This window comes from Tsukamurella paurometabola (assembly GCF_900631615.1).
In the GTDB taxonomy this organism is placed as follows: Bacteria; Actinomycetota; Actinomycetes; order Mycobacteriales; family Mycobacteriaceae; genus Tsukamurella; species Tsukamurella paurometabola_A.
Genome location: NZ_LR131273.1, coordinates 941,735 through 967,657 on the forward strand (window position 1 = coordinate 941,735; position 25,923 = coordinate 967,657).

General features: G+C 71.1%; 30 protein-coding genes. 9 read left to right on the top strand and 21 right to left on the bottom strand.

The genetic code is table 11. The features are described 5' to 3' along the window. The 4 genes from ELY19_RS04930 to cysS form a co-directional block, all read right to left on the bottom strand. Positions 1-615, bottom strand: coding sequence for a TetR/AcrR family transcriptional regulator (locus ELY19_RS04930; protein WP_126195216.1), 615 nt, complete (start codon positions 613-615; stop codon positions 1-3). 66 nt (positions 616-681) lie between these two features. Continuing rightward, entirely contained in the window at positions 682-1,284 is a 603-nt protein-coding gene (locus tag ELY19_RS04935; protein ID WP_126195217.1) for a TetR/AcrR family transcriptional regulator, read from the bottom strand. 66 nt (positions 1,285-1,350) lie between these two features. Then, positions 1,351-2,319 (bottom strand): 23S rRNA (guanosine(2251)-2'-O)-methyltransferase RlmB, encoded by a 969-nt coding sequence (rlmB, locus tag ELY19_RS04940; RefSeq protein ID WP_126195218.1) that lies wholly within the window; start codon positions 2,317-2,319, stop codon positions 1,351-1,353. Between the two features lie 11 nt (positions 2,320-2,330). Continuing rightward, positions 2,331-3,749, bottom strand: a complete 1,419-nt coding sequence (gene cysS / locus ELY19_RS04945; protein WP_126195219.1) for a cysteine--tRNA ligase — start codon at positions 3,747-3,749, stop codon at positions 2,331-2,333. Positions 3,750-3,834: 85 nt separating this feature from the next. Between cysS and rarD the strand changes: the two genes are divergently transcribed. Further along, positions 3,835-4,758: an EamA family transporter RarD gene (rarD, locus tag ELY19_RS04950; protein ID WP_126195220.1), complete on the top strand. Its 924-nt coding sequence runs from the start codon at positions 3,835-3,837 to the stop codon at positions 4,756-4,758. A gap of 143 nt (positions 4,759-4,901) precedes the next feature. Here the strand turns inward: rarD and ELY19_RS04955 are convergent, their stop codons facing one another. The 4 genes from ELY19_RS04955 to ELY19_RS04970 all read right to left on the bottom strand — a co-directional run bounded on the left by ELY19_RS04955 (position 4,902) and on the right by ELY19_RS04970 (position 8,033). After that, on the bottom strand, positions 4,902-6,308 hold the full coding sequence (locus ELY19_RS04955) for an MFS transporter (RefSeq protein ID WP_227967190.1): 1,407 nt from the start codon (positions 6,306-6,308) through the stop codon (positions 4,902-4,904). 53 nt (positions 6,309-6,361) lie between these two features. Then, positions 6,362-6,829, bottom strand: a complete 468-nt coding sequence (locus ELY19_RS04960; RefSeq protein WP_126198697.1) for a hotdog fold domain-containing protein — start codon at positions 6,827-6,829, stop codon at positions 6,362-6,364. 69 nt (positions 6,830-6,898) lie between these two features. Further along, complete coding sequence (locus ELY19_RS04965) at positions 6,899-7,546, bottom strand: enoyl-CoA hydratase/isomerase family protein (protein ID WP_126195222.1); 648 nt, start codon at positions 7,544-7,546, stop codon at positions 6,899-6,901. Between the two features lie 52 nt (positions 7,547-7,598). Next, a complete protein-coding gene (locus tag ELY19_RS04970) occupies positions 7,599-8,033 on the bottom strand; it encodes a PaaI family thioesterase (RefSeq protein WP_126198698.1) in 435 nt (144 codons plus the stop codon). Between the two features lie 238 nt (positions 8,034-8,271). Between ELY19_RS04970 and ELY19_RS04975 the strand changes: the two genes are divergently transcribed. Next, a complete protein-coding gene (locus tag ELY19_RS04975) occupies positions 8,272-8,898 on the top strand; it encodes a TetR/AcrR family transcriptional regulator (RefSeq protein ID WP_126195223.1) in 627 nt (208 codons plus the stop codon). Positions 8,899-9,260: 362 nt separating this feature from the next. Here the strand turns inward: ELY19_RS04975 and ispF are convergent, their stop codons facing one another. Genes ispF through ELY19_RS04990 form a run of 3 tightly spaced genes read right to left on the bottom strand, consistent with a single transcriptional unit; the run spans position 9,261 to position 10,878 of the window. After that, entirely contained in the window at positions 9,261-9,734 is a 474-nt protein-coding gene (gene ispF / locus ELY19_RS04980) for a 2-C-methyl-D-erythritol 2,4-cyclodiphosphate synthase (RefSeq protein WP_126195224.1), read from the bottom strand. After that, positions 9,731-10,393, bottom strand: coding sequence for a 2-C-methyl-D-erythritol 4-phosphate cytidylyltransferase (gene ispD / locus ELY19_RS04985; RefSeq protein WP_126195225.1), 663 nt, complete (start codon positions 10,391-10,393; stop codon positions 9,731-9,733). Before ispD ends, ispF begins: the two co-directional genes overlap by 4 nt. Continuing rightward, the gene (locus ELY19_RS04990; RefSeq protein WP_126195226.1) at positions 10,390-10,878 is read right to left on the bottom strand and encodes a CarD family transcriptional regulator; all 489 of its coding nucleotides are present in this window, start codon (positions 10,876-10,878) and stop codon (positions 10,390-10,392) included. Before ELY19_RS04990 ends, ispD begins: the two co-directional genes overlap by 4 nt. A gap of 282 nt (positions 10,879-11,160) precedes the next feature. Between ELY19_RS04990 and ELY19_RS04995 the strand changes: the two genes are divergently transcribed. The 3 genes from ELY19_RS04995 to disA are packed head-to-tail and all read left to right on the top strand — an operon-like array spanning position 11,161 to position 14,248. Beyond that, positions 11,161-11,754 (top strand): copper chaperone PCu(A)C domain-containing protein, encoded by a 594-nt coding sequence (locus ELY19_RS04995; protein ID WP_126195227.1) that lies wholly within the window; start codon positions 11,161-11,163, stop codon positions 11,752-11,754. A gap of 7 nt (positions 11,755-11,761) precedes the next feature. Then, positions 11,762-13,165, top strand: a complete 1,404-nt coding sequence (radA, locus tag ELY19_RS05000) for a DNA repair protein RadA (RefSeq protein WP_126195228.1) — start codon at positions 11,762-11,764, stop codon at positions 13,163-13,165. Between the two features lie 9 nt (positions 13,166-13,174). Further along, entirely contained in the window at positions 13,175-14,248 is a 1,074-nt protein-coding gene (disA, locus tag ELY19_RS05005) for a DNA integrity scanning diadenylate cyclase DisA (RefSeq protein ID WP_126195229.1), read from the top strand. Between the two features lie 15 nt (positions 14,249-14,263). Here disA and ELY19_RS05010 read toward each other — a convergent pair whose 3' ends face one another. Further along, positions 14,264-15,067 carry a BsuPI-related putative proteinase inhibitor gene (locus ELY19_RS05010; protein WP_126195230.1) on the bottom strand — a complete coding sequence of 268 codons (804 nt, stop codon included), beginning with the start codon at positions 15,065-15,067 and terminating at the stop codon, positions 14,264-14,266. A gap of 69 nt (positions 15,068-15,136) precedes the next feature. Continuing rightward, a complete protein-coding gene (locus ELY19_RS05015; RefSeq protein ID WP_126195231.1) occupies positions 15,137-15,790 on the bottom strand; it encodes a carbonic anhydrase in 654 nt (217 codons plus the stop codon). Between the two features lie 9 nt (positions 15,791-15,799). Between ELY19_RS05015 and ELY19_RS05020 the strand changes: the two genes are divergently transcribed. Genes ELY19_RS05020 through ELY19_RS05030 form a run of 3 tightly spaced genes read left to right on the top strand, consistent with a single transcriptional unit; the run spans position 15,800 to position 18,337 of the window. Beyond that, the gene (locus ELY19_RS05020; RefSeq protein WP_126195232.1) at positions 15,800-16,720 is read left to right on the top strand and encodes an iron-sulfur binding domain-containing protein; all 921 of its coding nucleotides are present in this window, start codon (positions 15,800-15,802) and stop codon (positions 16,718-16,720) included. 34 nt (positions 16,721-16,754) lie between these two features. Then, positions 16,755-17,594, top strand: coding sequence for an SDR family NAD(P)-dependent oxidoreductase (locus ELY19_RS05025; protein ID WP_126195233.1), 840 nt, complete (start codon positions 16,755-16,757; stop codon positions 17,592-17,594). 38 nt (positions 17,595-17,632) lie between these two features. Continuing rightward, positions 17,633-18,337 carry a DsbA family oxidoreductase gene (locus ELY19_RS05030; protein ID WP_126195234.1) on the top strand — a complete coding sequence of 235 codons (705 nt, stop codon included), beginning with the start codon at positions 17,633-17,635 and terminating at the stop codon, positions 18,335-18,337. A 16-nt stretch (positions 18,338-18,353) separates the two neighbouring features. On the opposite strand, the gene ELY19_RS24045 is transcribed toward ELY19_RS05030, so the two are convergent. From ELY19_RS24045 to ELY19_RS05050, 4 genes are all read right to left on the bottom strand, one after another. Next, positions 18,354-18,923, bottom strand: coding sequence for a TetR/AcrR family transcriptional regulator (locus ELY19_RS24045; RefSeq protein WP_126195235.1), 570 nt, complete (start codon positions 18,921-18,923; stop codon positions 18,354-18,356). Then, on the bottom strand, positions 18,907-19,842 hold the full coding sequence (locus tag ELY19_RS05040) for an SDR family oxidoreductase (RefSeq protein ID WP_126195236.1): 936 nt from the start codon (positions 19,840-19,842) through the stop codon (positions 18,907-18,909). The genes ELY19_RS24045 and ELY19_RS05040 overlap by 17 nt, the downstream gene beginning before the upstream one ends. Before the next feature lie 76 nt (positions 19,843-19,918). Continuing rightward, positions 19,919-20,710, bottom strand: a complete 792-nt coding sequence (locus ELY19_RS05045; RefSeq protein WP_126195237.1) for a DNA-formamidopyrimidine glycosylase family protein — start codon at positions 20,708-20,710, stop codon at positions 19,919-19,921. 3 nt (positions 20,711-20,713) lie between these two features. Next, entirely contained in the window at positions 20,714-21,472 is a 759-nt protein-coding gene (locus tag ELY19_RS05050; RefSeq protein WP_227967192.1) for an alpha/beta fold hydrolase, read from the bottom strand. 53 nt (positions 21,473-21,525) lie between these two features. Between ELY19_RS05050 and ELY19_RS05055 the strand changes: the two genes are divergently transcribed. Beyond that, positions 21,526-21,861 carry an antibiotic biosynthesis monooxygenase family protein gene (locus ELY19_RS05055; RefSeq protein WP_126195239.1) on the top strand — a complete coding sequence of 112 codons (336 nt, stop codon included), beginning with the start codon at positions 21,526-21,528 and terminating at the stop codon, positions 21,859-21,861. A 258-nt stretch (positions 21,862-22,119) separates the two neighbouring features. Here the strand turns inward: ELY19_RS05055 and hsaB are convergent, their stop codons facing one another. The 4 genes from hsaB to ELY19_RS05075 form a co-directional block, all read right to left on the bottom strand. Then, the gene (hsaB, locus tag ELY19_RS05060) at positions 22,120-22,671 is read right to left on the bottom strand and encodes a 3-hydroxy-9,10-secoandrosta-1,3,5(10)-triene-9,17-dione monooxygenase reductase subunit (RefSeq protein ID WP_126195240.1); all 552 of its coding nucleotides are present in this window, start codon (positions 22,669-22,671) and stop codon (positions 22,120-22,122) included. A gap of 127 nt (positions 22,672-22,798) precedes the next feature. Continuing rightward, positions 22,799-23,590 (bottom strand): phytanoyl-CoA dioxygenase family protein, encoded by a 792-nt coding sequence (locus tag ELY19_RS05065; RefSeq protein ID WP_197715985.1) that lies wholly within the window; start codon positions 23,588-23,590, stop codon positions 22,799-22,801. 56 nt (positions 23,591-23,646) lie between these two features. Further along, on the bottom strand, positions 23,647-24,216 hold the full coding sequence (locus tag ELY19_RS05070; RefSeq protein ID WP_164711520.1) for a hypothetical protein: 570 nt from the start codon (positions 24,214-24,216) through the stop codon (positions 23,647-23,649). Between the two features lie 86 nt (positions 24,217-24,302). Beyond that, positions 24,303-25,919, bottom strand: coding sequence for a serine/threonine-protein kinase (locus ELY19_RS05075; protein WP_227967194.1), 1,617 nt, complete (start codon positions 25,917-25,919; stop codon positions 24,303-24,305). Positions 25,920-25,923 lie beyond the last annotated feature (4 nt).

Sequence of the window (25,923 nt, forward strand, 5' to 3'; positions counted from 1 at the left end):
TCAGACGGTGACCGGGTCCCGCACCGCGGACTCGATGAGCCGCACGCAGTAGGTCACGAGCTCGTCGCGGGTGACGTCGAGGCGGCCCGTCACGTACTCGGTGGACAGCGTGATGAGCGCGCCCACCAGGCCGGTGGCCACCAGCCGGCGGGACGTCGGATCGAGGTCGCGCGGCAGCGTGGACCCGACGACGGAGATGAACCCCGGCCGGTGGAGGAGACCGCGATCGGCGAGCGCCGGCTCCCGGTACGGACCGAGCAGCAGCGCCCGGCCGACCTCGGGCTGATCGGCGACGAACCGCACGTAGGACGTGACGCCCTCCAGGCCCATCGTGGTCGCGGTCACCGGCTCGCCGTGCTCGTACGCTGCGTCGCGCACGTGCCGGAAGGTCGTGGTCAGAGCCTGCTGCGCGCGCTCGGCGATGTCGTCGTACACGGCGTGCGCGAAGCCGTCGCGGGTGCCGAAGGCCTCGTAGAAGTAGCGCTCGGTGATGCCGGTGGACCGGCACACCGAGCGGACACCGAGCGTGCTCGCGTCCAGCCCGCCCAGCAGGGCGATGCCCTCGTCGAGCATGCGCCGACGACGCGCTTCCTGGCGTTCCTCGAGCGAGGTCATTTTGCGATTGTAACCGTTACCCAACCTACTGACGAGTAGACGGGAGGCGTTGCTCGCGGCCGTTCCTCAGGATCCGGAGCGGACCCGGCCGACGAAGTAGTCGGTGGACGCCTCGATGAGGAAGACGCAGTAGTCGATGAGTTCCTCCCGTGGAACGTCGAACCCTCCGGACAGGTACGCCATGTACGCGGCCGCCTGCGCGCCGACGAGGGCGGTCGATCCCATCCGCGACAGATTCTCGTCGATCCCCTCGGGCCGAGCGGCGGTCATCAACTCCACGAACGCGGACGAGTGCTGCAGCCCTCGTTCCGCGAGCGCAGGCTCGCGATCCGGGCCGAGCAGCAGCGTCCGGCCGACCGCGGGATTGTCCACGACGAATTCGAAGAACGCCGTGACCACGACCCTGATCGCCTCATTCGACGTTTCCGGCCCCGGGACCATCGCACCGAGGATCGCCTCCTGGGCGCGTCGCGCGACGTCGTCGTACACCGCGTGCACGAAACCCTCCCGCGTGCCGAAGGCCTCGTAGAAGTAGCGCTCGGTGATGCCGGTGGACCGGCACACCGCGCGGACGCCGAGCACACCCGGTTCGGGCGCCCCGAGCATCTCGATGCCCGCGTCGAGCATCTGCCGGCGACGAGCCGCCTGGCGCTCCTCGAGAGACGTCATTCGTCAATGCTACCGCAGGGTAGATTTGCTATCGCAGTGTGATTTTGCTATCTCGTAAACCGCCCGTCAGCTGCGGCGTTGCCGGGCGAACTCCGCCAGGACGACGCCCGCGGCGACCGAGGCGTTGAGCGACTCCACCGACGACGCGATGGGGATCGACAGGATCGCGTCGCAGTTCTCCCGCACCAGCCGCGAGAGCCCCTTGCCCTCGGAACCGACGACCACGACGACGCCCGTGTCGGCACGGTAATCGTCGAGCGAGACGTCGCCGCCCGCATCGAGGCCGACGATCTGCAGGCCCGCGGCCGCGTAATCGGCCAGCGTGCGGTTGAGGTTCGGCGCCTGCGCGACGGGCAGGCGCGCCGCGGCGCCCGCGGAGGTGCGCCAGGTGACGGCGGTGACGGCCGCGGACCGTCGGCCCGGGATGACCACGCCGTGCCCGCCGAACGCGGCCGTCGACCGGATGACGGCGCCCAGGTTGCGCGGGTCGGTGATGTTGTCCAGCGCGACGATGAGCGGCGCCTCGCCGCGGTCCTGCGCCCGCGTGAGGAGGTCGTCGGGGTGCGCGTAGGAGTACGACGGGATCTGCAGCGCGATGCCCTGGTGCAGGCCGTTGTCGCTGAGCCGGTCGAGCTCGCCGCGCTGCACCTCGAGGATCGCGACGCCCGTATCGGCCGCGATCTGCACCGACTCGCTGAGCCGCTCGTCGTTCTGCGAGCCGATCGCCACGTAGAGGGCCGTCGCGGGGACGCCGGCCCGGAGGCACTCGACCACCGGGTTGCGGCCCAGGACGTACTCGGGCCCGTCGTCGGACGGCCGCCCGGCCACCTTCGACGGGCGGCGCTGCGGGTTCGCGGCCGCCTTCGCCGCGGCCCGCGCCTTCTTGTGCGCGGGGTGGTACGGGCGGTCCTTGGCGGCCGGCGTCGCGCCGCGCCCCTCGAGCCCGCGGCGACGGACGCCGCCGGAACCCGTGACCTGTCCCTTCTTGGTGCCCGCCTTGCGGACCGCGCCGCGGCGCTGCGAATTGCCTGCCATGAGTCCGCCTCCTACTTGTTCGTCTTGGTCTTCGTCGCCAGCGTCCAGGCGGAGCCGTCGGCACCGTCGGTCACCTCGATGCCCGCGGCGTGCAGCCGGTCGCGCGCGGCGTCGGCCTCCGCCCAGTTCTTCTCGGCCCGGGCCGCGGCGCGGCGTTCGAGCTCGGCCTGCACCAGCACGCCGAGCGCGTCCATGGCCTGACCGTCGCCGGCGTTCTCCGTCACCCAGTGCGGGTCCAGCGGATCGACGCCGAGGATCGCCGTCATGGCCCGCACCGCGCCCGCGAGCCGCCGCGCCTGATCGAGATCGCCCGACTCGAGCGCCGCGTTCCCCGCCCGCACGGCCTGGTGGACCTCCGCCAGAGCCGACGGTACGCCGAGATCGTCGTCGAGTGCGGCGGCGAAACCGTCGGTCCACTCCCCGACGGGCACCTCCCCCGCCCGTTCGACGGTGCGCCGCACGAACGCCTCGATCCGCCCGTACGCGGTGACGGCCTCGTCCAGGGCGCCGGCGGAGTACTCCTGCATGGACCGGTAGTGCGCCGATCCGAGGTAGTACCGCAGCTCGACGGCCCGGTACTGGGTGAGCAGATTCGGGATCGAGACGACGTTGCCGAGCGATTTGCTCATCTTCTCGCCCGACATGGTGACCCAGCCGTTGTGCAGCCAGTAGTTCGCGAACGGGTCGCCGGCGCCGTGCGCCTGCGCGATCTCGTTCTCGTGGTGCGGGAAGACGAGGTCCATGCCGCCGCAGTGGATGTCGAACTGCGCGCCCAGGTAGCTCGTGGCCATCGCGGAGCACTCGAGGTGCCAGCCGGGCCGGCCGTCGCCCCACGGGGACGGCCAGCTGGGCTCGCCCGGCTTGGCGGCCTTCCACAGCGTGAAGTCGAGCGGGTCGCGCTTGCCCTCGGCGAGGGTCTCGCCCTGCTGCACGTCGTCGACCTTCTGCCGGCTGAGCTCGCCGTACGTCGGGAGGCTGCGGACGGAGAAGTAGACGTCCGTCCCGTCGCCCGACGGGGCCGCGTACGCGTGGCCGCGCTCGATCATGCGCTCCATGTAGGTGACCATCTGCGTGATGAACCCGGTGGCCCGCGGCTCCGCGGACGGGGGCAGCACGCCGAGGGCGTCGTAGGCGCGGGTGAACTCGCGCTCGTGCGTCGCCGCCCACTCCCACCAGGGGCGCCCCGCCTCGGCGGCCTTGCGCAGGATCTTGTCGTCGATGTCGGTCACGTTGCGCACGAACGCCACATCCAGGCCCTTGGCGAGGAGCCAGCGCCGCAGCACGTCGAACGCGACGCCGCTGCGGATGTGGCCGATGTGCGGGACGCCCTGGACCGTCGCGCCGCAGAGGTAGATGCCCGCCTTGCCGTCCACGAGGGGCACGAAGTCACGGACCTCGCGGGTCAGGGAGTCGTAAAGGCGCAGCGTCACGCCGATTGATTCTACGGTGCCGTGCATCCCCGACCGGCACACGAGCTACTTCTCAGTCACCTCAGCAGATAGGTAGGATCATTCGGTGCCAGATCGCGACGTCTCCGAGGTGACCCGCGGCACCGCCATGGGCATCGCCGCGTACATGCTCTGGGGCCTGTTCCCCCTCTACTTCGACGCCCTCAAGCCCACCGGGCCGTGGGAGATCCTCGCCCACCGCATCCTGTGGACGCTGGTGCTGTGCGGCGCGGCGCTGGTGATCCTGCGCGACCTCGGCTGGATCCGCCCGGTGCTGCGCCAGCCGCGGCTCCTGGCCGGCGTGACGATCGCGGCGCTGCTGATCTCCACCAACTGGATCGTCTACATCGTGGCGGTCACATCGGGCCACACGTCGGACGCGGCGCTCGGCTACTTCCTCAACCCGCTGGTCACGGTCGCGCTCGGCGTGGTGGTGCTGCGCGAGCGGCTGCGGCCGCTGCAGTGGGTGGCGGTCGGCATCGGCGTCCTGGCCTTCGTCTACCTGGCGGTGGTCGCGGGGACGTTCCCGGTGACCGCGCTGGCACTCGCCTGCTCGTTCGGCCTCTACGGGCTGGTGAAGAACAAGGTGGGCGTGCACCTGAACGCGCTGCAGGGCCTGACGCTGGAGACGGCGATCCTCGCGCCGATCGCCGCGGCCGTGCTCGTGGGCATCGCCGTCTGGGGCGGCGGCCTCGACTTCGCGCGCCACGGCGCCGGCCACGCCGCCCTGCTCGCCTTCGCGGGCGTGGCGACCGCGGTCCCGCCGCTGCTCTTCGCCGCGGCCGCGCGCCGGATACCCCTGGTGACCGTCGGGCTGATCCAGTTCGCGACGCCGATCATGCAGCTGCTGTGCGCGGTGCTGTTCCTGGGTGAGCACGTCTCCCCCGAGCGGTGGATCGGCTTCGGCATCGTCTGGGTCGCGCTCGTCCTGCTCACGGTCGACAGCGTGCTCACCCTGCGGCGCGCGCGGGCCGGGCGGCTCGCGGGGTAGCTCCGCGCCTGTGCCGACGGAACGCCCGTGACGTGCGACGAGCGCCTGAACGCGGCAGAGCCGTCAGCGGTGCCCCGCCGAACCCGCTGCTTCCGATCAGTCCACAGGCCTCGAGACCGATGGGTGGGCTTGTCGTGGAATGGTCACCGCCGCGGTCGCGTGATGCCCAGTGCCGCGATGGCCGCGCCGATTCCTGCGGCTACTACGCATGTCCACCAGGCGTGACGGAAGTTGATTGTCGGGTCGCTGGTGGTGTCGAGCCCGGTGAGTGCTGCGATGACGAGGCTGACTCCGATGACGGCTCCGATTTGGCGTGCCATGTTGACGATTGCTGATCCGGTGGTGCTGCGTTCGGGGGGTAGGTCAGCGGTGGCGCCGGCGAGGAGCTCGGGCAGTGCTAGGCCGGTTCCGGCGCCGATGAGTGCTAGGCCGGGAAGAAGTTCGGCGGCGTAGGCGCCATGGACGGTGAGCGAAGCAATGAGGAGGACGCACCCTAGCGCGAAGGCGATGCAGCCGATGATGACTGTCACTGCGGCGGGAATCTTTGTGGCCAACCGTGATGCGATGACGGCGAAGAGGGGGACCATGAGCGGGCCTGGGGCGACGGCTAGGCCGGTCTGGATTGGTGTGTAGTTCCAGACCGTCTGTGCCCAGAGAACTCCGGTGAGGAGGGCGCCGGCGAATGCGGATCCGAACCCGATCACGGCGAGGGTGTTCCATCGGAATGTGGGGACCGCGAGCATGGTGGGTTCGAAGAGTGGCCGCTTGCTCCGGGCGATGTGCTCGGCGGTGAGGGCGGCACCGGCCGCGGCCACTGCGAACGCTGTGATCGTCTTAGCGCTTGTCCATCCCCAGGTGTTGCCTCGGACCAGTGCGAAGGCGAGAGCACCGATGGCGATCGTCAGCCATACCGCGCCTATGGGATGTGGCGTGCGGGGGTCGTCGGGGTCTTTGCCGTCAGGGATCACGAGAACGGTAAGGATGAGCACGATCGCGCCGATCGGGATGTTGATGAGGAACACCCATCGCCACGACGATGCGACCAGGAATCCGCCAACGACAGGTCCGGCGGCGGCAGCGATTCCGCCGGCGGCGGCCCAGACTCGTACCGCTTTCGATCGTTTCTCACCGTCGAAGATCTGGACGATCAGGCCGAGGCTGGTGGGGGTAAGTGCGGCGGCGCCGACTGCTTGCACGACCCGAGCGGCGATGAGGAAGGCTAGCGACGGGGCAACAGCGCACGCTGCGCTGGCAACAGTAAATATAGCCAATCCCACAGTGAATCCGGCTTTGCGACTTCGCTGATCGGCCCATCGTCCAAGCGGGACCAGAAGCGCTGCATAGACGATCGTGTAGGCATTGAGAACCCACGACAGCTCGTCCAGGGAACTATCTGGGAAGCTCTGCTCGATGTCGTGGAAGGCGACGTTGACGATGAACAGGTCCAGCGCGGCGAGGAATGCCGCGGCAGACAGCAGCGTCAGGGCGAGCCCCCGCCGCGGCGGCGCCGTACGGGCAGCAGGTGCCGCCGGAGTCAGATCTGAGGTCACGGGTTCATTTCCTTCACGAAGGGGCGCAGAGTGCGCTGTCATGCCGCCAGCTATCAGAGCGGCTTCTTCGAGACGTGCATGGTGATGGCTGCGGTGACGAATACGGTGCCGTCGGCGTTCATGACGTCGACGGGAACGGTGAGCGTCGTGGGCTCGTCCGTGAACTCGGGCAACGGATCCAAACGGGCGACGGCCGTGACCGCCGTGGTGGCCTTCGCGCGGTATTCGACGGTCATTCCGACGGGGATCCATCGGTGTGTCGCGGGAATCGTTGCATCGGTCATCATCCCGCCGGCGAGTTCGGCCATGTTGCATGACGCGATGGCGTGGAAGGTCCCCAGGTGGTTGTGCACGCTGCGGCGGTTCGGGGCCGTGACGCGGCACAGACCCGGGCGCAGCTCGATCACCTGGGGGTGCACGCTGCGGAAATAGGGGGCTTTGAAGCAGACGGCCTGACTGAATACCCAGTTGCCGAACGGGATCCTCTGCAGTGTGTTCCAGATCTTCAGGTTGGTGCCCATGTCAACGGCATCGGCGGTTGAACTCATCGTGATCATGCTCCTTCGTCGCGTGGGTACGAGCCGGTATCGCTAGGTCAGCTCGGCGACGACAGCGGCATACATCGTGTTCTTGATCGCGCCCAGGGTCGCGGGGTTCTTCCCCGTGAGCGGCGTCAAGCGGTCCATGGCCGTCGTGACGACCTCGGAGTCGGGTGCGGTGGCGTCGGCGATACCGGCTGCCACGGCATCCGGGCCGCCGTAACGACGCCCTGTTGTCATCGAGGTCACAGCGGCCTGAGGGCTCAGCTTGGATTGGATGAGCGCCGCCATGCCCGGGGTGAACGGGATGTTGATGTCGACTTCCGGGAAGCAGAAGTAGCCGCGGTCGTCGCGCATGATGCGGTAGTCGTGCGCGATCGCCAACATCGCTCCCGCCCCGAAGGCGTGACCGTTGATCGCGGCCGCGGTGGGGAGGGGGAAGGTGAGGATGCGGGCGAAAAGCGCGTGGACGCGAGCGACGTAGGCCTCGGCCTGATCGCCGTTGGCGACGAGCCAGTCGAGGTCGAGGCCGTTGGAGTAGAACTTGCCGGTCCCCGTGGTGATCAGAGCCTTGGCGTTTCGTTCGACCTTATCGAGTTCAGCGTTGATCGCGTCGAGCCACGTCGGCGAAAAGCGATTCTCGTCGGTTCCAAGGTTGACGGTGGCGATGTCGTTGCGGGTTTCGACGGTGATGCTCATGGTTTGCCTCATTTCGGTGCGGGGTGTGAGCGGTGGACGTGCGTGCGGCCGGCTATGTGGCCGACGGGCGCAGGATCAGGCAGGTAGTCGTGGCGTGAGCGATGAGGCGGTCGTTCTCGTCGACGACGCGCCCCTCGGCGGTGGCTGTACTTCGGCCGGTGTGCACCACGTGCCCCTGCGCTGTCAGTCGCTGCCCGTCGGTTGATGCCGAGCGGATGTAATTGATCTTCAGTTCGAGCGTCGTGTATCCGACGCCGGACGGGAGGGTGCTGTGCACGGCGCAGCTCATCGCGGAATCGAGCATCGTTGCGGCGATCCCACCGTGAACGGTGCCGAGCGGGTTCGCGAAGTCCGCACGAGTCGACAGCGTGACGGTCACCGAGCCCTCTTCGACCCTGACGATGTCCATCCCGAGCAGGCCGCCGATGGACGGGACATCGCTCGGTCGGCTCGTGCGGACCCACTCGAGCAACTCGTAACCCGACATGTCGCCAGGATCTTTCGCTGTCACAATCGCACCTCTCAGATACTCGGCCCTCGCCGCCACGAGACCGATTCCACTACGCACGAATTCCATTGGCGCGGTGACGACTCCTCGGCGAGACGTGTACTCGAACTGTTATAGATCGAGCGCTCTGAAACTAACAGAGCGACTGCTCTGAAACAATCATCGGGCTTTATCGTGACCGACATAACAGAGCGGTGCCTCTGTTACTGTTTCGGGCATGGCCCGTCCTCGCGTTCACGACCCCGAGCAGTTGATGGATGCCGCGCAGAAGCTCGCCGCCGAGCAGGGAGCAGCAGCCGTGACTGTGCGCGCATTGTCCGAGCTCACCGGGGTTTCCAACGGAGCGATCTACCACTCCTTCAGTTCACGAAGCGGCCTCATGGCGCAGATCTGGTTGCGCGCAGCGACCCAGTTCCTACAACAGCAGCGGCATGACGTCGACGCAGCACTTCACCGCGGAGGCAGCGACAGCGCCGCCGACGCTGTCGTTGCGGCAGCCGATGCGCCAGCGGCGTTCCTTCTGGCCGCACCCGAGGCGGGCAGGTTTCTCCTGTCCGTGCGCAGAAGCGACCTCCTCGGGGCAGGTGATATCAGCGAAGACCTCTCGGTCGCACTTCAGAATCTCGACCGGCAGCTCACCGAACTCTTCATCGACCTCGCAACCGCCCTCTGGCATCGCCGCGACCGCTACGCCGTCGAAGCCATACGAGACTGCGTGGTCGAACTTCCAACGGCACTTCTACTCCGAGGGCACCGCGCACCGACGGACGAACACCGACGCAGGCTGGAATCCGCCGTACGCGGCGTGCTGACGATCGAACCGGCATCAGTCCCCGACCTCTGAGAAACGAGAGCCGGACACCTTCCGAGCAACCCTCGCACCGCGGCGCCGTGCGATTGAGGCCGATCTCCCTCTCTGGTACCGCGACGCACATCGCAGATTCGACCCACGCCCACGGTCGGTACCACCGCCTCGCCGGCGTCCCCCGTATGTGGTTGTTCACTCATGCTGGGCACCGTCCCACCGTCAAACCACGACCTCGCGGCGGACTCCCACCGCCTCATCCCCCTACCGGCCAACCATTACCGTGCCTGTCAGGTACAGACAACGATCGGCCGCGATGGGATGACACATGCGCGCGACGCATGGCTGTCGAGACCGACACGGCCCGCCCGGCGGGCGGCTGTGGCCTGGCGTGCCGGGGGTCAGCGCGCGGCGTAGACGAGAGCCGTGGCCATCGCGGCGACGCCCTCGCCGCGGCCGGTGAGGCCGAGGCCGTCGGTCGTGGTGGCGGACACCGACACCGGGGCGCCGAGCAACTCGCTCAGCACCTCCTGCGCCTCGGCACGTCGCGGCCCGACCTTGGGCCGGTTCCCGATCAGCTGCACCGCGGCGTTGCCGACGGCGAAGCCCGCGTCGGACAGGAGCGACCGCACATGGGTGAGCATCTGGGCGCCGGTGATGCCCACGTTGTCGGAACGCCCGACGCCGAAGACGGTGCCCAGGTCGCCGAGGCCGCCGGCGGACAGCAGCGCATCGCACAGGGCGTGCACGGCGACGTCGCCGTCGGAGTGGCCGGAGCAGCCGTCGCCGTCGAAGAGCAGCCCGAGCATCCAGCACTCCCGGCCGGGCTCGAACGGGTGGACGTCGGTGCCGATGCCGACGCGGGGAATCATCATCTCTGCTCCTGCGCAAGGATTTCCGCGACCCGCAGGTCGAAGGCGGTGGTGATCTTCATGGCGAGCGCGTCGCCGGGAACGGTGACGACGGTGCCGCCCGCCCGCTCCACCAGCCCGGCGTCGTCGGTGGCGAGCGCGCCCGGCGCGGCGTCGTAGGCCGCGCGCAGGGCCGCGGCGGTGAACCCCTGGGGCGTCTGCACGGCCCGCAGGTCGGCCCGGTCGACGGTGGCCTCGACGGCACCGTCGGCGTCGACGCGCTTGATGGTGTCCGCGACCGGCAGGACGGGAACGACGGCGGCGGCCCCGGCACGCAGCGCGGCGACCACCCGCCCGATCATCGGCGCCGGCGTCAGCGGCCGGGCGGCGTCGTGCACCAGCACCAGCTCCGCGTCGCCCGCGGCGGCGAGCCCGGCCCGGACGGAGTCCGTCCGCTCCGCACCGCCCACGACGACGCGAGCCCGCGGCACGAGATCCCGCGCGGCGGACAGCATGTCCGCGGGGACCATGACGACGACCTCGTCGACCACCCCGGACGCGAACAGGCCGTCCACCGCCCTTTCGAGCAGTGAACGGCCCTGCAGAGTCACGAAGGCCTTGGGCCGGTTCAGGCCCAGGCGCGTCCCCTGCCCAGCGGCGGGGACCAGCGCGACGACGGTCAGGAGGCCGCCGCCAGCACCTCGTCGAGCATCGACTCGGCCTTCTGGTCATCGGTGGACTCGGCGAGCGCGAGCTCGCCCACGAGGATCTGGCGCGCCTTCGTCAGCATGCGCTTCTCGCCGGCCGAGAGGCCGCGGTCCTGCTCGCGGCGCCACAGGTCGCGGACGACCTCGGCCACCTTGTTCACATCGCCCGACGCGAGCTTCTCGAGATTCGCCTTGTACCGGCGCGACCAGTTCGTGGGCTCCTCGGTGTGCGGCGCGCGCAGCACCTGGAAGACCTTGTCCAGGCCCTCCTGGCCGACCACGTCGCGAACGCCGACGACCTCGGCGTTCTCAGCGGGAACCTTGACCGTCAGATCACCCTGTGCGACCTTGAGCACGAGGTACTCGCGCTCACGTCCACCGATGGTCTTGATCTCGATAGCTTCGATCAGTGCGGCACCGTGATGGGGGTAGACAACGGTGTCTCCGACCTTGAAAATCATCTGATCCTTGCCCCTTTCGATATGACCAGGATAACACGGGGCGAATTCGGGCTGCGAGGCAACGTCGCAGGTCAGGACTCCTCCCGGGCTTGACAAACGCAGCCGCGGATGTTCTCCGCAGGTTCCGGTGACCGGTGGCGCGCACGACGCCGCGTAGTACTGGCGCCGTTGTTGCCGCCCGGCGGCACGGCCCGACCCGGCTTCTACTACGCTGCGTGGTGACATACTCAGCACCGTCCGCACGCGGGTGTCGCCGCGCACGGGGAGGAAACTGGAGGAACCGTGTCCGCACGCACCGTCTCGACCCGCCGCACCGCCACCACCGTCGCGGGCGCCCTGCTCGCCGCCGGCGCCCTGCTCTCGGTGTCCGCCTGCGGCGCGGGCCAGATCTCGCAGACCGCGAACCAGGTCGCCGCGATCAACGGCGCCAACCAGACGTTCGTGGACCAGAAGATCACGCTCAGCGACGTGCACGTCCTGTACCCGGTCTCGGGCAGCCAGGGCAAGCTCGCCTTCGTGCTGACCAACCTGAACCCGCATCAGGCCGACAAGCTCAAGGGCATCTCGGACGAGAAGGGCCGCTTCGCCACCATCAGCGGCGACACCACGCTCACGCCCAACGGCTCGCTGTACGGCACCGCCCCTGCGGGCAGCGACAGCAAGGCCCCCGGCATCACCCGCCTGACGGTCACCGTCCCCGTCGACGCCTCGTGGCGTCCGGGCCTGACCAACAAGCTCTGGTTCCACCTCGAGAAGGCCGGCTCGCTGCCCATCGACGTCCCGATCGACGCCGGCGCCGCCTCGGCCTCCGCCGCGGGCATCACCGTCACCGGCGGCGCCGAGCACGGCGGCGGCGAGGGCTCCGGCGGCCACTAGGTCTTCCGTGGCAAAAGCCAAGGTGCAGTACACCTGCACCGAGTGCGGCCACACCGTGGCCAAGTGGGTCGGCCGCTGCCCTTCGTGCGGCGCCTGGTCCACGATGGAGGAGGGCGCGCCCGCCCGCGCCGCCGGTTCCGGCCCCGCGGCGAACGTCGGCCTCACCCTCCCGAAGACCCGCGCGGTCCCGATCACGAGGATCGACCCCAACTCGACGCGCGCGCTACCCGTCGGCATCGACGAGCTCGACCGCGTCCTGGGCGGCGGCATCGTCCCCGGCTCGGTGATCCTGCTGGCCGGCGAGCCCGGCGTCGGCAAGTCGACGCTGCTCCTGGAGGTCGTGCACCGCTGGGCCACCACCGGCCGCGGGAAGTCCCTGTACGTCACCGGCGAGGAATCCGCGGGCCAGGTGCGGCTGCGCGCCGAACGCACCGGTGCGCTGTCCGACCAGCTCTACCTGGCCGCCGAGTCGGACCTCGGGACGGTGCTCGGGCACGTCGAGCAGATCTCCCCCACCCTCATGGTGGTCGACTCGGTGCAGACCCTCTCGGCGTCCGGCGTCGACGGGGTGCACGGCGGCGTCACGCAGGTCCGCGCGATCACGGCCACCCTGACGTCACTGGCGAAGGCGTCCGGGATCGCGGTGATCCTCGTCGGCCACGTCACCAAGGACGGCGCCGTCGCGGGACCCCGGTCCCTGGAACACCTCGTGGACGTCGTGCTCAGCTTCGAGGGCGACAAGCACTCCACGCTGCGGATGGTGCGCGGCATCAAGAACCGGTTCGGCGCCTCCGATGAGGTGGGCTGCTTCGAGCAGCGCGAATCCGGCATAGTCGAGGTCACGGACCCGTCTGGCCTGTTCCTGCACCACCGCGACCAGGCCGCGGCGGGCACCGCGGTCACCGTCGGCCTCGACGGCAAGCGGCCGATGCTGGGCGAGCTCCAGGCCCTGGTGACGCCGACTCCCCTGCCGTCCCCGCGGCGCGCGGTGTCGGGCCTGGACTCGGCCCGGGTGGCGATGGTCCTGGCGGTACTGAGCAAGCACGGCGGTATCGAGAACCTGCCGCAGAAGGACGTGTACGCGGCGACCGTCGGCGGCATGAAGATCACCGAGCCCGCGGCCGACCTGGCGCTGGCGCTGGCCGTGGCGTCCGGGGCGGTGGAGAAGGCGCTGCGCCCGAACACCGTCGTGCTGGGCGAGGTCGGCCTGGCCGGGGAGGTGCGCCGCGTGACCGGCCTGGAGCGGCGGCTCGCGGAGGCGGCCCGGCTCGGCTTCACGCACGCCATCGTCCCGCCGTCGCCCGACGGGCAGAAGCTGAAGGTCGACGGCATCCACATCGGCGAGGCGGCGACCCTCGCCGATGCCCTGCGTCTGGGCTCCCTCGCTCCCACGGGCAAGAAGGAGCGCTAACCTACCGCTATGAACCTGCAAGCCGCGTTCGTCGGGAACGCGCCGCTGCGCGACACGGTGATCCGGGTGGCGCCCGGCACGCCGCTGCGCGACGGGATCGAGCGGATCCTCCGCGGCCGCACCGGCGCGCTGATCGTGCTGGGCCACGACGACGCGGTCGAGGGCATCTGCGACGGCGGCTTCCATCTGGACGTCGAGTTCGCGCCCACCCGTCTGCGGGAGCTGGCGAAGATGGACGGCGCGGTGGTGCTCTCCACCGACGGCAGCAGGATCGTGCGGGCGAACGTGCAGCTCGTGCCCGATCCCGCGATCCCCACGCAGGAGTCGGGCACGCGCCACCGGTCGGCGGAACGCGCCGCGATCCAGACCGGGTACCCGGTGATCTCGGTGAGCGCGTCGATGTCGATCGTGCACGCCTACGTGGGCGGGGTGCGCCACCTCGTGGACGACGCCGCCCCGATCCTCTCGCGCGCCAACCTCGCCATCGCCACGCTGGAGCGGTACGCGCATCGCCTCGACGAGGTCCTCACGCAACTGTCCCGGGCCGAGATCGAGGACGTCGTGACGGTCCGCGAAGTGGTGCACGTCGTGCAGCGGCTGGAGCTGGTGCGGCGGCTGGCCGTCGAGATCGAACAACACGTGCTGGAGCTGGGAACGTCGGGCCGGCAGATCGCGCTGCAGCTGGAAGACCTTCTGGGCGAGTCGATCTCGCTGCGCGAACCGGTGCTGCGCGACTACCTCGACGACGGCGACACCGTGGACGCCGCGGTCGCCCGCATCGACGCGCTCACCGACGCCGACCTGCTCGCCGCCACGACCGTCGCCGCAGCCCTGGGCTTCTCGGGCACCGTCGAGGCGCAGGACGAGCCGGTCTCCCCGCGCGGCCACCGGCTCCTCGGCTCGATCCCGCGGCTGCGCGCCTCCCAGGTGGAGGCGCTGGTCGGCACGTTCGGCTCGCTGCAGCCGTTGCTCGCCGCCTCCGCCGCGGACCTGCAGGCCGTCCCCGGCATCGGGTCCGACGGTGCGCGGCAGGCCCGCGAGGGGCTCTCCCGCCTCGCCGAGGCCTCGGTCGAGCGCTTCTGAGCCGCGGCCGCCCGGCTAGTTCCCGGTGCCCGTTCCCGCATCCGCGCCGGCTTCCGGCGCGGCCCGCACGATGTTGAAGGTCACCGGCGCGCTCCGCTTGGCGCCGAGCTGCGCGACCACCTGGTAGGCGCCGGGCGCGACGGGCACCCGCTGGGCCTGGCAGCCGGGGGCCGAGGTGGTGCCGGCCCACTGCAGCTTGTAACGCAGCTGCTGGCCGGGCTGGAGGACCTCGTTCTTGATGCCGGGCTGGAAGGTGCAGTCGAAGTTGGTCCACAGCTGCTTGCTGCCGTCGAGCGTGAGCACGATCAGCTGCTGCTGGCCGGTGCCGATGTCGCGCGAGCAGGGCACGGGGCCGGCGTTGGTGACGGTCGCCTCGAAGGTCGGCTGCTCGCCGAGGGTGTAGGTCGCCTTGTCGGCGCCGACCACCACGGAGATGTTGGCGTCGGGGCACGGCCCGCCGGCGACGACCGCGCCGGGCGTCGGGACACCGCCGCCCGAGGAGCTCGCGGACGCCGAGGCCGGGCCCGACCCCGCGGCGCCGGACTGGGGCGCGCCGGAGCCGCCGGCCCCGCCCGCGCCGCCGTTGTTGTTCGCGGCCGACGGGTCGGCACCGTCGGGCGCCTGCGACGGCGGCAGGCCGCTCGTGGTGACCGGGGTGGTCGACGAGGCGGTCGCGGCGTTCTGCGACGAGTCCTTACCGCCGCCGACGAAGACGATCAGGAGCACCACCACGAGCACCGCGAGCAGCGCCAAGACGGCGGCCAGCACGCGGCGGCGCCAGTAGATCTCGGGCGGCAGGGGTCCATGGGGTTCCAGCACGCCTCAACGGTAGCGTTTCCCCGGCCTCACGCCGCTGACCTGCGGCGGCGTGTCACGAATCGGTGCGGATCAGGCCGGACGGACGGCCTGGAACGGCGAGGTGGCCGCCTCGCCGATGTCGCCGACGGAGCCGCGCAGGTGCACCTTGCCCTCGGCGAGCTCGTAGGTGAGGCCGACGATCGCGACACGGCCCTCCTCGACGCCCTTGGCGATGATCCGCGAGCGCTCCATCAGCAGCCAGCCCGTCTCCATGACGTGCTGCGCGGTGATGTCGTTGACGTCGGAGAGCCCCTCGCGGCGGCCGGCGAGCACCGACGGGGTGAGTCGCTCGACGATGTCGCGGATGTAGCCGGGCGGCATGGTGCCGGTGTCGATCGAGTTGACGGTGGCCGCGACGGCGCCGCAGCTGTCGTGCCCGAGGATCGCGATGAGCGGCACCTTGAGCACCTCGATGGCGTACTCGATGGAGCCGAGCACGGCGGCGTCGATGATGTGGCCGGCGGTGCGGACCACGAACATGTCGCCGAGGCCCTGATCGAAGATCACCTCGGCGGCGACGCGGGAGTCGCCGCAGCCGAACAGCACGGCGGTGGGCTGCTGCCCGGCGGTCAGCTCGGCGACGCGGCTGGCGCCCTGATTCGGGTGCGCGGGCGTGCCTTCGACGAAACGCCGGTTGCCGTCACGGAGGGCGCGCCAGGCGCCGGGAGGAGTCGAGGTGGGCATGGGTCCATAATGCACGTCGTGCATGCCACGCGAGACACCAGACGGAATTCTGTCCCGGATTTCACACCCGTGCTCGCGTGGTTCGACGCCGCGGAGCGCGACCTCCCGTGGCGGGCGCCCGACGTCGGGGCGTGGGCGATCCTGGTCAGCGAGGTGATGCTGCAGCAGACACCGGTGGTGCGGGTCGAGCCCGTCTGGCGCGCGTGGATGGAGCGCTGGCCCACCCCCGCGGACCTGGCCGCGGCCACCTGCGCCGACGCCGTGCGCGCCTGGGGCAAGCTCGGCTACCCGCGCCGGGCGATGCGGCTGCACGCGTGCGCGCAGGCCCTCGTCGAGCGGTTCGACGGCGCCGTCCCCGCCGACGTCGACGAGCTGCTGTCGCTGCCCGGCGTGGGCGACTACACCGCCCGCGCGGTGGCCTGTTTCGCCTTCGGCCAGGACGTGCCCGTCGTCGACATCAACGTGCGGCGGGTCCTCGCCCGCGCCGCGGACGGCGACTCGGACGCGGCGGCACCGTCGGCCAGGCGCGACCTGGCCGCGGCGACGGCGGCGCTGGGCACCGTCCCGGCGGACCGGCGGACGCGGCTGTCGGCGGGCCTTATGGAGCTGGGCGCGCTGGTCTGCACGGCGCGGTCGCCGCGGTGCGGCGAATGCCCCCTCCACGCGGAGTGCGCCTGGCTCGCGGCGGGCGCACCGCCGGGCACCGTCGCGCCGCGGAAGGTGCAGAAGTACGAGGGCACCGACCGGCAGGCGCGCGGGCGGCTGCTCGACGTGCTCCGCGGATCCGACGGTGCGGTCCCCCGCGCCGCGCTCGATCTGGCGTGGGAACGCGACCCCGCGCAACGGGACCGCGCGCTGGACTCCCTGCTGGTGGACGGGCTGATCGAGCAGACCGCGGACGGCCGTTTCGCCCTCACCGGGGAGGCGTGACCGACCACTTCTTACTCCGGAGTAAGATAGGCGCATGACAACCTATGTAGTGACAGGCGCGAACGGGGGCCTCGGCGAGGTCGTGACGCGCCGCCTCGCCGCCACCGGCGGCCGTGTCGTGATGGCGTGCCGCGATGTCGCGGGCGCGCAGCGCATCGCCGACGGCATCGACGGCGACGTGACCGTCGAGGCTCTGGACCTGGCCGACCTGGATTCGGTGCGCGCCTTCGCGGACCGCACCGGCGAGGTCGACGTGCTCGTCAACAACGCCGGCCTGATGAACATCCCGCTGCGCCGCACCAAGCAGGGCTTCGAGATGCAGTTCGGCGTCAACCATCTCGGGCACTTCGCGCTGACCGGCCTGCTGCTGGACCGGCTGACGGACCGCGTCGTCGCGGTCTCGTCGGTCGCGCACCGGCAGAACTACCGCTGGCGGATGGACGACCCGAACTACGAGCACCGCAAGTACCTGCGCACCGAGGCCTACGGGCAGAGCAAGCTCGCGAACATGATGTTCGCGCGCGAGCTGCAGCGCCGGTTCGAGGCCGCAGGGTCGGACCAGCGGGCGTACTACGTGCACCCGGGCGTCTCGGCCACGGGCCTGTTCGCCCGCACGGACACCCCGCTGGACCGGGTCATGAAGCCCGCCGTCGCGATGCTGAACAACCCGCCGGAGAAGGCCGCCGAGTCCCTGGTGCTCGCGGCCACCGACCGGGATCTCGACCCGCACCCGTGGTGGGGGCCGACGCAGCTGTTCCAGTCCCGCGGTCCCGTGGGCAAGTGCTCCACCACCGCGGTGTCCAAAGACAAGGCCAAATGGGCCGAGCTGTGGGCCGTCTCGGAGAAGCTCACGGGCGTCACCTACGCCGTCTGACCGGGAATCGGCGGGCGTCCACGCGCGTTGAACCACTCATGCGCGTGGACGTCTGGACCGATATCAACTGCCCCTTCTGCTACATCGGGAAGGCCCGGTTCGAGGAGGCGCTCGCGGCGTTCCCGGAGCGCGACCGGGTCGAGGTGATCCATCGCTCCTACGAGCTGGATCCCACCGCCGGCGATTCCGAGCCCGTCATCCCGCGGATCGCGGCCAAGTACGGCATCAGCGAGGCGCAGGCCGCGGCCAACGAGCGCGGGCTCGGCGCGCAGGCGCAACAGCTCGGCCTGCCCTACCAGGTCGACGGCCGCGACAGCGGCAACAGCTTCGACATGCACCGCCTCCTCCACTGGGCGCTGGAGTTCGGCCGCCAGGAGGCGCTGCTGGACGCGCTCTACGCGGCGAACTTCGCCGATCCCGAGCCCGCCTTCGGCAGCCGCGACCGCCTCGTCGCCATCGCCGAGTCAGCCGGGTTCGACGGTGCCGCCGCCCGCGCGGTGCTCGACGATCCGACGGCCTACGCGGACGCCGTCCGCGCCGACGAGGAGACCGCGAAGCGCATCGGCATCGGCGGCGTCCCGTTCTTCGTCTTCGACGGCAAGTACGCCGTCTCGGGCGCGCAGCCGCCGGAGGTCTTCACCGAGGCGCTGACGAAGGCCCGCGGCGAGGAACCGCTCACCGTCATCGGCGACGACGCCGAGGCCTGCGGCCCGGACGGCTGCGAGCTGCCGCAGCGCGACTGAGCGCTGAACCTGAGCGCTACGGCGCGACGAGACGCCGCACCGCGGCGGCGAGGGCGTCGTCGTCCAGCGCCACCTCGACGGCCTCGCTGCCGCCGGCGAGGATGTCGCCGTGGATGAGCGCGAGCACCTCGAGGAGCAGCGCCGGGGCCGATGTCGCCGCGGTGACCGCACCCGCCTCCTGCGCGGCCTGGATCGCGGCGATCTTCTTCGCGTTGGAGTCCGACGTGAACTCCAGCTCCAGCAGCTCCCCCGGGCATTCGAGCGTGTGCCAGAGCACGAGCCGCATCAGCTCGGGGTGGGTGCGGTTGAAGGCGCGCAGCCGCACCGCGTAGCCGGGCAGGTCCTCGGCGGTGAAGGGCACCGTCTCCAGCAGCTCCGCGACACGGCCCTCGATGACCGCGTCGAACAGCTGCCGCTTGTTGCCGAAGTAGGCGTAGATCAGCTGCTTGTTGGCCTCGGCGGCCGCAGCGATCCGGTCGACGCGCGCGCCCGCGAGCCCGTGCTCGGCGAACTCGACGGTCGCGGCGTCGAGCAGGCGGGCGCGGGTCGCGGCGGCGTCCCGCTGCTGCTTAGCCGCGGGCGGCATCGCGCGGCAGGTCGGTTCCGGTCACCTCGGCAGCGTAGCGCCACAGCTTCGCGGCGACGTCGGCGTCCCGCATCCGCGCGTTCTTCTTCGTCACGCCCGGCGCCCCGACGAGGCCGAACCGCCCCTGCGGGCCGTAGTACTCGCCGTTACGCGCGTGCGGATCACTCGCCGCGAACAACAACGGCTCGGCGCCCTGCTCGGGCTGCTGCGAGGGCAGGAAGCGGCCCGCGAAGCGCGTGACCACGGACTCCCGCTCGCTGCCACCGCCGAGGCTGGCGCCCGCGGTCTGCAGGTTGGTCTGGGTGTAGCCGGGGTGCGCCGCATCGCTGAGCAGGCCCCAACCGCGCCGGTCGCTCTCCGCCGCGAGGTGGTTCGCGAGCAGGAGGTCGGCGAGTTTCGACTGGGCGTAGGCCCGCGACGGCGAGTACCTCCGCTGCGACTGCGGATCGTCGAAGTCGATGCGGCCGAAATTCGCCATGCCGGAGCTCATCGTGGTGACGCGCGGCGCCGCGGACTGCAGCAGCACGGGCAGCAGGAGGTTGGTGAGGGCGAACGGGCCGAGGAAGTTCGAGCCGAACTGCAGCTCGAAACCGTCGGCGGTCTCGAACCGCTCGGGCGGCGTCATCACGCCCGCGTTGTTGACGAGCGCGTCGACCGCCACCCCGTCGGCGACGATGCCGTCGGCGAAGGCCCGAACGGACGCCAGGTCCGCGAGGTCGAGGCGCCGGACACTGAGGTCCGCGCCCGGCACCTGCGCGAGGATCTCCTGCCGCGCGGCTTCGCCCTTCTCGGGGGTGCGGACCGCCATGACGACGGCGGCGCCCGCCGCGGCGAGCCGCTTGGCCGCCTCCTTGCCCGTTCCGCTGTTCGATCCGGTGACCACGAAGGTCCGTCCCGTCTGATCACTGACCTGGTACATGTCGTTCTCCCTTTGCTTGCAACTAACTGGTTAGTTGAAAGATTAGAGCGGACTCGCCCAGCTGTCAACCAACTAGTTAGTTAGACCCGTGCGGCTGGCACCGCGGACACCACCAGATCGCCCGCTCGGCCTCCCCCGCGCCGCCGAGCGTGCCCGCGACGATGGCCGTCCCGCAGCGCAGGCAGGGCCGTCGTGCGCGGTCGTAGACGAAGGCCCGCATGCCGTTCCGGTCGACGCCGGTCGTCACCCTGCGCGTCCGCCCGAGGTTGGCGCGCAGGAGCCGCGCGGCACCGTCGGCCCAGGTGAGCGGGTCGCCGCACTCCCCGACCGGCGTCGCCGGGTGCGCGCCGCGCAGGAAACAGAGCTCGTTCCGGTAGACGTTGCCCACCCCGGCCAGGACGGTCTGGTCCAGGAGCGCCAGCCCGACGGGGCGGTCCGGTGCGGCCGCGAGGTTCGCCGCGGCGCGGTCGGCGTCCCAGTCGGGTCCGAGCGGGTCGGGGCCCAGGTGGGCGAGGGCACCGTCGGCCTCGGCGGGCGAGAGGATCTCGAGCGTCCCGAGCGAGAACCCGACGACCTGCGCGCCGTCGACGGCGAGCACCGCGCGGGCCGTGTGGGCGGGGCGGCGCCAGCGCTCGCCGGGCCGGTAGGCGTGCCACTCGCCCTCCATCTTCAGATGGCTGTGGATCACGGCCTCCCCGGCCGCCATCAGCAGGTGCTTCCCGCGCGCGGTCACCGTGTCGACGGTGCGGCCCGTCAGGTCGACGGTGGCGTACCGCGGCACCCGGATGCCGCAGGCGGTCAGCACCTTTCCCGCGAGCACCGGCCGCAGCCGCGCCGCCAGGTTGTGGACGGTGTCCCCCTCGGGCACCGGTCAGTCCAGACCGGAGAGGAAGGCCTCGACGGCGCCGCGGTACACACCGGGGGCGTCGTCGTGGACGAGGTGGCCGGCACCGTCGACCTTGAGGTACCGCAGGTCGGGGCCGGCGTAGGAGCCGACCATGCGCTCCCCCACCCCGGGCGGCACGACCGTGAACTCCGCCTCGATGAGCAGGGTGGGTGCCTGCACGGCCCGCCACTGCGGCCAGTGATCGCGCGGGCCCCAGTGGTCGGCGATGGCGCGGAAGACGTCGAGCTCGCCGTGCAGCGCACCGTCGTCGAAGGCCTCGTAGAAGTAGCGCCCGGCGACCGGCCCGAACAGCGCCTCGCACTCGGCCTGCGAGGCGAACCGCTCGGGCCAGCTCGCGAACCACGGCGCCCAGGTGTCGGTCGACTGGCCGGTGAACTCGGGCGACATGTCCTCGACCACCAACGCCCGCACCAGCTCGGGGTACTCGGCGGCGGTGCACCAGGCGTGCAGGCCGCCCATGGAATGACCGATCAGCGTCGCGGGGCCCTGGTCGATGCAGGTGAGGATCTCGGCGACGTCGGCCACGAAGCGCTCGGTGGTGATGTCGTCGGGCGGCACGGGAAAGCCCGGGCCGCGGTGGAATTCGGCGTCGAAGGTGAAGACGCGACCGTACCGGCGCAGCCACGGGATCTGCCGGCGCCAGGTGCGGCCGCGGCCCATGAGGCCGTGCAGCAGCACGATCGGGCCCGCGCCCTCGCGGCCACCCCAATCTCTCAGGCCCACACACTCATCCACGCCGCCCAACCTACCGGTTCGGGCGGCGGTATCGTCGGGTCATGTCGGTAGTGAAGATCAACGCCATCCACGTCCCCGAGGGCGCGGGCCCGGAGCTCGAGAAGCGGTTCGCGAACCGCGCGCACGCCGTGGAGAACTCCCCCGGCTTCCTCGGCTTCCAGCTGCTGCGCCCGGTCAAGGGCGACGACCGCTACTTCGTGGTCACGCAGTGGGAGTCCGAGGAGGACTTCGCCGCCTGGCGCGACGGGCCGGCCCGGCAGGCGCACGCCGGCGAGCGCAGCCCCGACGGTGGCGAGGGCCGCAAGCCCGTCGCCTCCGGCGCCGACCTGCTGGAGTTCGAGGTCGTCCTCGACGTCGCGGGCAGGGCCGCGCAGTAGCCGGATCGCAGGAGATCGCGTCGCGGCGCCGGAACCTCCCGGCGCCGCCGCCCGTCGTGTGCGCGGACCTGGCTGCGCCGGAGTACACCCGGCACCTCGCGCGGCGGGTGAGCACCCTCGTCTTCGCCGACCTGCGGTACGCCTACGGCCAGTAGGGGGCGTGCAGCTCCGTGCGTTGCTCCGCGGAGCCATGCGCGTGACGCATGGCTTCGCGCACCAACGCACACCCCTCTGTCCGCACCGGCGGACGCGTGCGCGTCAGAGCCAGGCGCCCGAGTCCCAGGTGAGGAACGACTCCAGGCTGGCCGCGGGGTGCTGCTGCGGATGGTTGGTCGAGAGGTAGGCACCGCGGTAGAACAGCAGCGGCCGCGCATCGTCGACGTCCCCCAGGTGGTGCACCCGGCCGATCGCGATGTGGTGGTCGCCGCCGTCGAGCACGGATTCGAGGGTGCAGTCGATCCACGTCAGCGAGCCGTCGATCGTCGGATTGCCGAGCGGCGACGGCGTCCACCGGAGCCCGTCGAACTTGTCGTCCACCGACCGCCCGAACGCGGCGCTCACCGACTCCTGCTCCTGCCCCAGCACCGACACCGCGAACGTCCCGGACGCCTCGATGTGCTTCCACGTCCGCGACGTCTTCATCGGGCAGAACAGCACGAGCGGCGGATCCAGTGACAGCGCGGCGAAGGACTGGCAGGCGAAGCCGACCGGCTTCTCCTCGGCGTTCGACGTCGCGATGATCGTGACGCCGGTGCAGAACTGCCCCATCACATGTCGGAACGTGCGCTGGTCGAATCCGGCCTCGGTCATGCTGCCAACCTACTCCCGCCGGTTCCGACGGTGCGCGCCCGTCCACCGCCCGGCACGCCCTCCGGCCGGGTCCACCGAGCCTGCGCACGGTTGACGCCCCGCGCCACCGATCCGCTCGGCGTGATCCTTACCCCTCCCGGCAGCCGAGGACGATCGCGCGTGCCACGGGCGTCAGCTCGCCGTCCGCGGCGTCGAGGTCCGCAGGGCCGCCGAGCAGGGCCGGCTGCGCCAGGAAGCGCGCGCCGCGGCCTGGCCCCGGCAGCAGCGCCTGCGAGGCGTGCACGAGGAACGGGTGGCACAGGTACACGTCGCCGGCGGCACCGGTCGCGAACACCTCCGGGAGGCCCTCCGTGGCGGCGTACTCCGTCGTGAGTGCGCCCATCTCCGCGCCCTCCTCGCCGTACGGGCGCAGCATCGCGGCCATCGCGCGGTGCGAGCCCACGCGCAGCCGCGTCGGAGCGTCGTCGTCGCCGACATCGGAGAACAGGTACAGCATGAGCAGCGCGCGGCCCGTGCTGCGCACGTTGACCCGCCAGTGCAGGAACGCCTCCGGCTGGTCCCCGGGGAAGCTGGCGTCCACGTGCCAGCCGTCGTCGCCGGGCCCGTCCGCGCACGGGAAACGCACCGGGAACGTGCCCAGAGAGACCCGCGGCACCCACCGCCCGACACCGGCCAGACGGTCCGCCGCGGCCGCGACGAGCGGCGACGACGCGGCCTCCCGGAACGGCTCCTCGCCGTGCTCGCCCAGGCGGATCACCGGCCGATCCCAGGTCGACGGGTCGTCCCGGTCGATGCCCGACGCCGCCATCTCCGCCCACAGAACGTCCCGCGCGGCCGCCGCCGTGGCGGCGCTGAAGGCCCCGCGGACGGCGACGTAGCCGTCGCGGACGAAGTCCTCCACCTGCTCGTCGGTCAGCACCTCCCGAGCCTCGCAGACCACCGGCAGAGTGCGCCAGCGGTTTCCGCGGGCCGGCATCACCCGCCGGACGTACCCGCGGGTGCCGCTGCGGGGCTCGTCAGCCCCGGCGCTGGAAAGACCTCGCACAGCACGGCACCGAGCAGCGCCGCCGCCATCGACACCGCGACCGCCCGGTCGTGGACCACCGCGAACGGGACCGAACTCGTCGCGACACCGGCGATCAGCGGAATCGCCGCCCAGCACGCGGCCCTCCCCACCGGATCGGTGCCGAGACACCAGATGAGGGTGGCGAGCGACATCAGGCACGCCATCCCGATCCCGAGCGCGGCGTCGCGCCATCCCCAGTGGGCGTGCTCGGCCCCACGGTCCGGCCCCAGCGTGACCGCCACCAGGATCACGATCGGGATCAGCGCCGATCCGACCCCGTAGCAGGCGACGAGCGGCACCAGGCGCGGCGGGCGGCGGCAGTGCAGCACCGTCGCGGCGACGAACAGGACCACGCCCACGAGGAACAGGGAGCCGCCGACGTCGTCCTCGTCGATCACGATGCCCATCGTTCCCACGACGGTCAACGCCGCGAGCCCCAGTAACACCCGGGACACCCATCGCCGCACCGGCCAGCGCACCGCCCACCCCCATCCGCAACATGAGATTCCGATGCGATGCTATTGCACAGCTCCAGCCGTGCCTGCGGGGAGCACGGCTTCCGCCGTCACCTCCCGACGGGGCCTGACGGTGCCGGAAAACGATCGGGGGATTCCCGCGCCTCGGCGACCCGCGCCGCCAGGACCGTGATCAGGACCGCCACCGGCACGCTGATACCCACCACTGCGGAACCTATGATCATTCCGCCTCGTCCGACCGACGTGATGACGAGCCCGACGAGGGCCGGAGTGGCGACGAGCGCGACCAACGGCAGTGCGAAGAGCAGCTTCTGTCGAGCGGACCCCACCAACCACGCCGCGGACATGAATCCGGGCTGGCAGGCATTGGACAACATCATCGCCATGAGTCCGGGGAGGAACCCTGACGTCACCTCGAACACCACGGCGGTGATGCCGATCGGCACCATGAAACTGGCCACCCACACGCACACGACTCCCACGGTTCGAGCTCGGCGACCGAACCGGACGTTCAGGAGCGTCGCCACGAAATACGCACCGCTCGCGATGTACGAGATCGCCAACGCCACGCCGGAGGACACCTCCGTGATCGACAGGAGCGCCGCCAGGAGGAGCAGGGGCGCGGACGCGAGAGCGATACGGAGCGCCCACCGTCGACGTGTCGCCTCGCCGCGCGTCGGTCCGGCCGGCCCGCCCGGGGGCACACCGTTCGTCGGGTACGGATGCGGCGGCGCGGGGATGAACCGTCCCGTGATCGGCGCCGGGTGCATCCCCGTGACCGGCCGCGTCGCGACGAACGTCGGTGCCAGCGGCGCGCGGACCGGCGCGGGTGCCACGGCGGTGTGCGCGGGCACCGAGACTCCGGCGGCCCGCGCGTCCGGCCGCTCGGACAGCGCGGCGGCGAGCGCGGAGGCGAAGGCGACGCAGGACGGGTACCGGTCCGCGGGTGATTTCGCGAGCGCGCGCTGCAGGACGCCGTCGACTCCGGGATGCAGATCGGGACGCGTGGTCCGCACGCTCGGCACGGGGCGGGTCACGTGGGCGATGATCACGGCTCCGACGTTGCTGCTCGCGAAGGGCGGGTTCCCGGCGAGCAGGTCGAACGCCGTCACCGCCAGGGAGTACTGATCCGATCGCGGATCGACGGGGTGCCCTTGGGCCTGCTCCGGCGACATGTACTGCGCCGTGCCGATCATCAGCCCGGTACTGGTCAGCCGCCCGCCGGCCTCCTGCATCCGGACGATGCCGAAATCGGTGAGCACGACCCGACGATCCGTCCCGACGAGGATGTTCGCCGGCTTGACGTCGCGGTGTACCAGTCCGCGGGCACCCGCGTAGTCGAGGGCCTCGGCGACCGGGCCGATGATCGCGGCCACGTCGCGAGCGGGCATACCCGCCGGGCCTGCGGCGCTCCGCGCATCGAATCCCTCGATCAGTTCCAGAGCGATCCACAGCCGGCCGTCGAACTCGCCGCGATCGTGCACCGTGACGATCCCGCGGTGGCGCAGGCCGGCGACCACATCGGCTTCCTGCTCGAAGCGGCGCCGGAACTGCGCGTCGGCGGACAGATCCGACGACAGGATCTTGAGCGCGTCGCTGCGCGGCAACCGCGGATGCCGCGCGACGTACACCTCCCCCATTCCCCCGGTGCCGAGCAACCGCTCGATCACGTACCCCGCGAACACGGACCCAGGCAGCAACGCCACGACT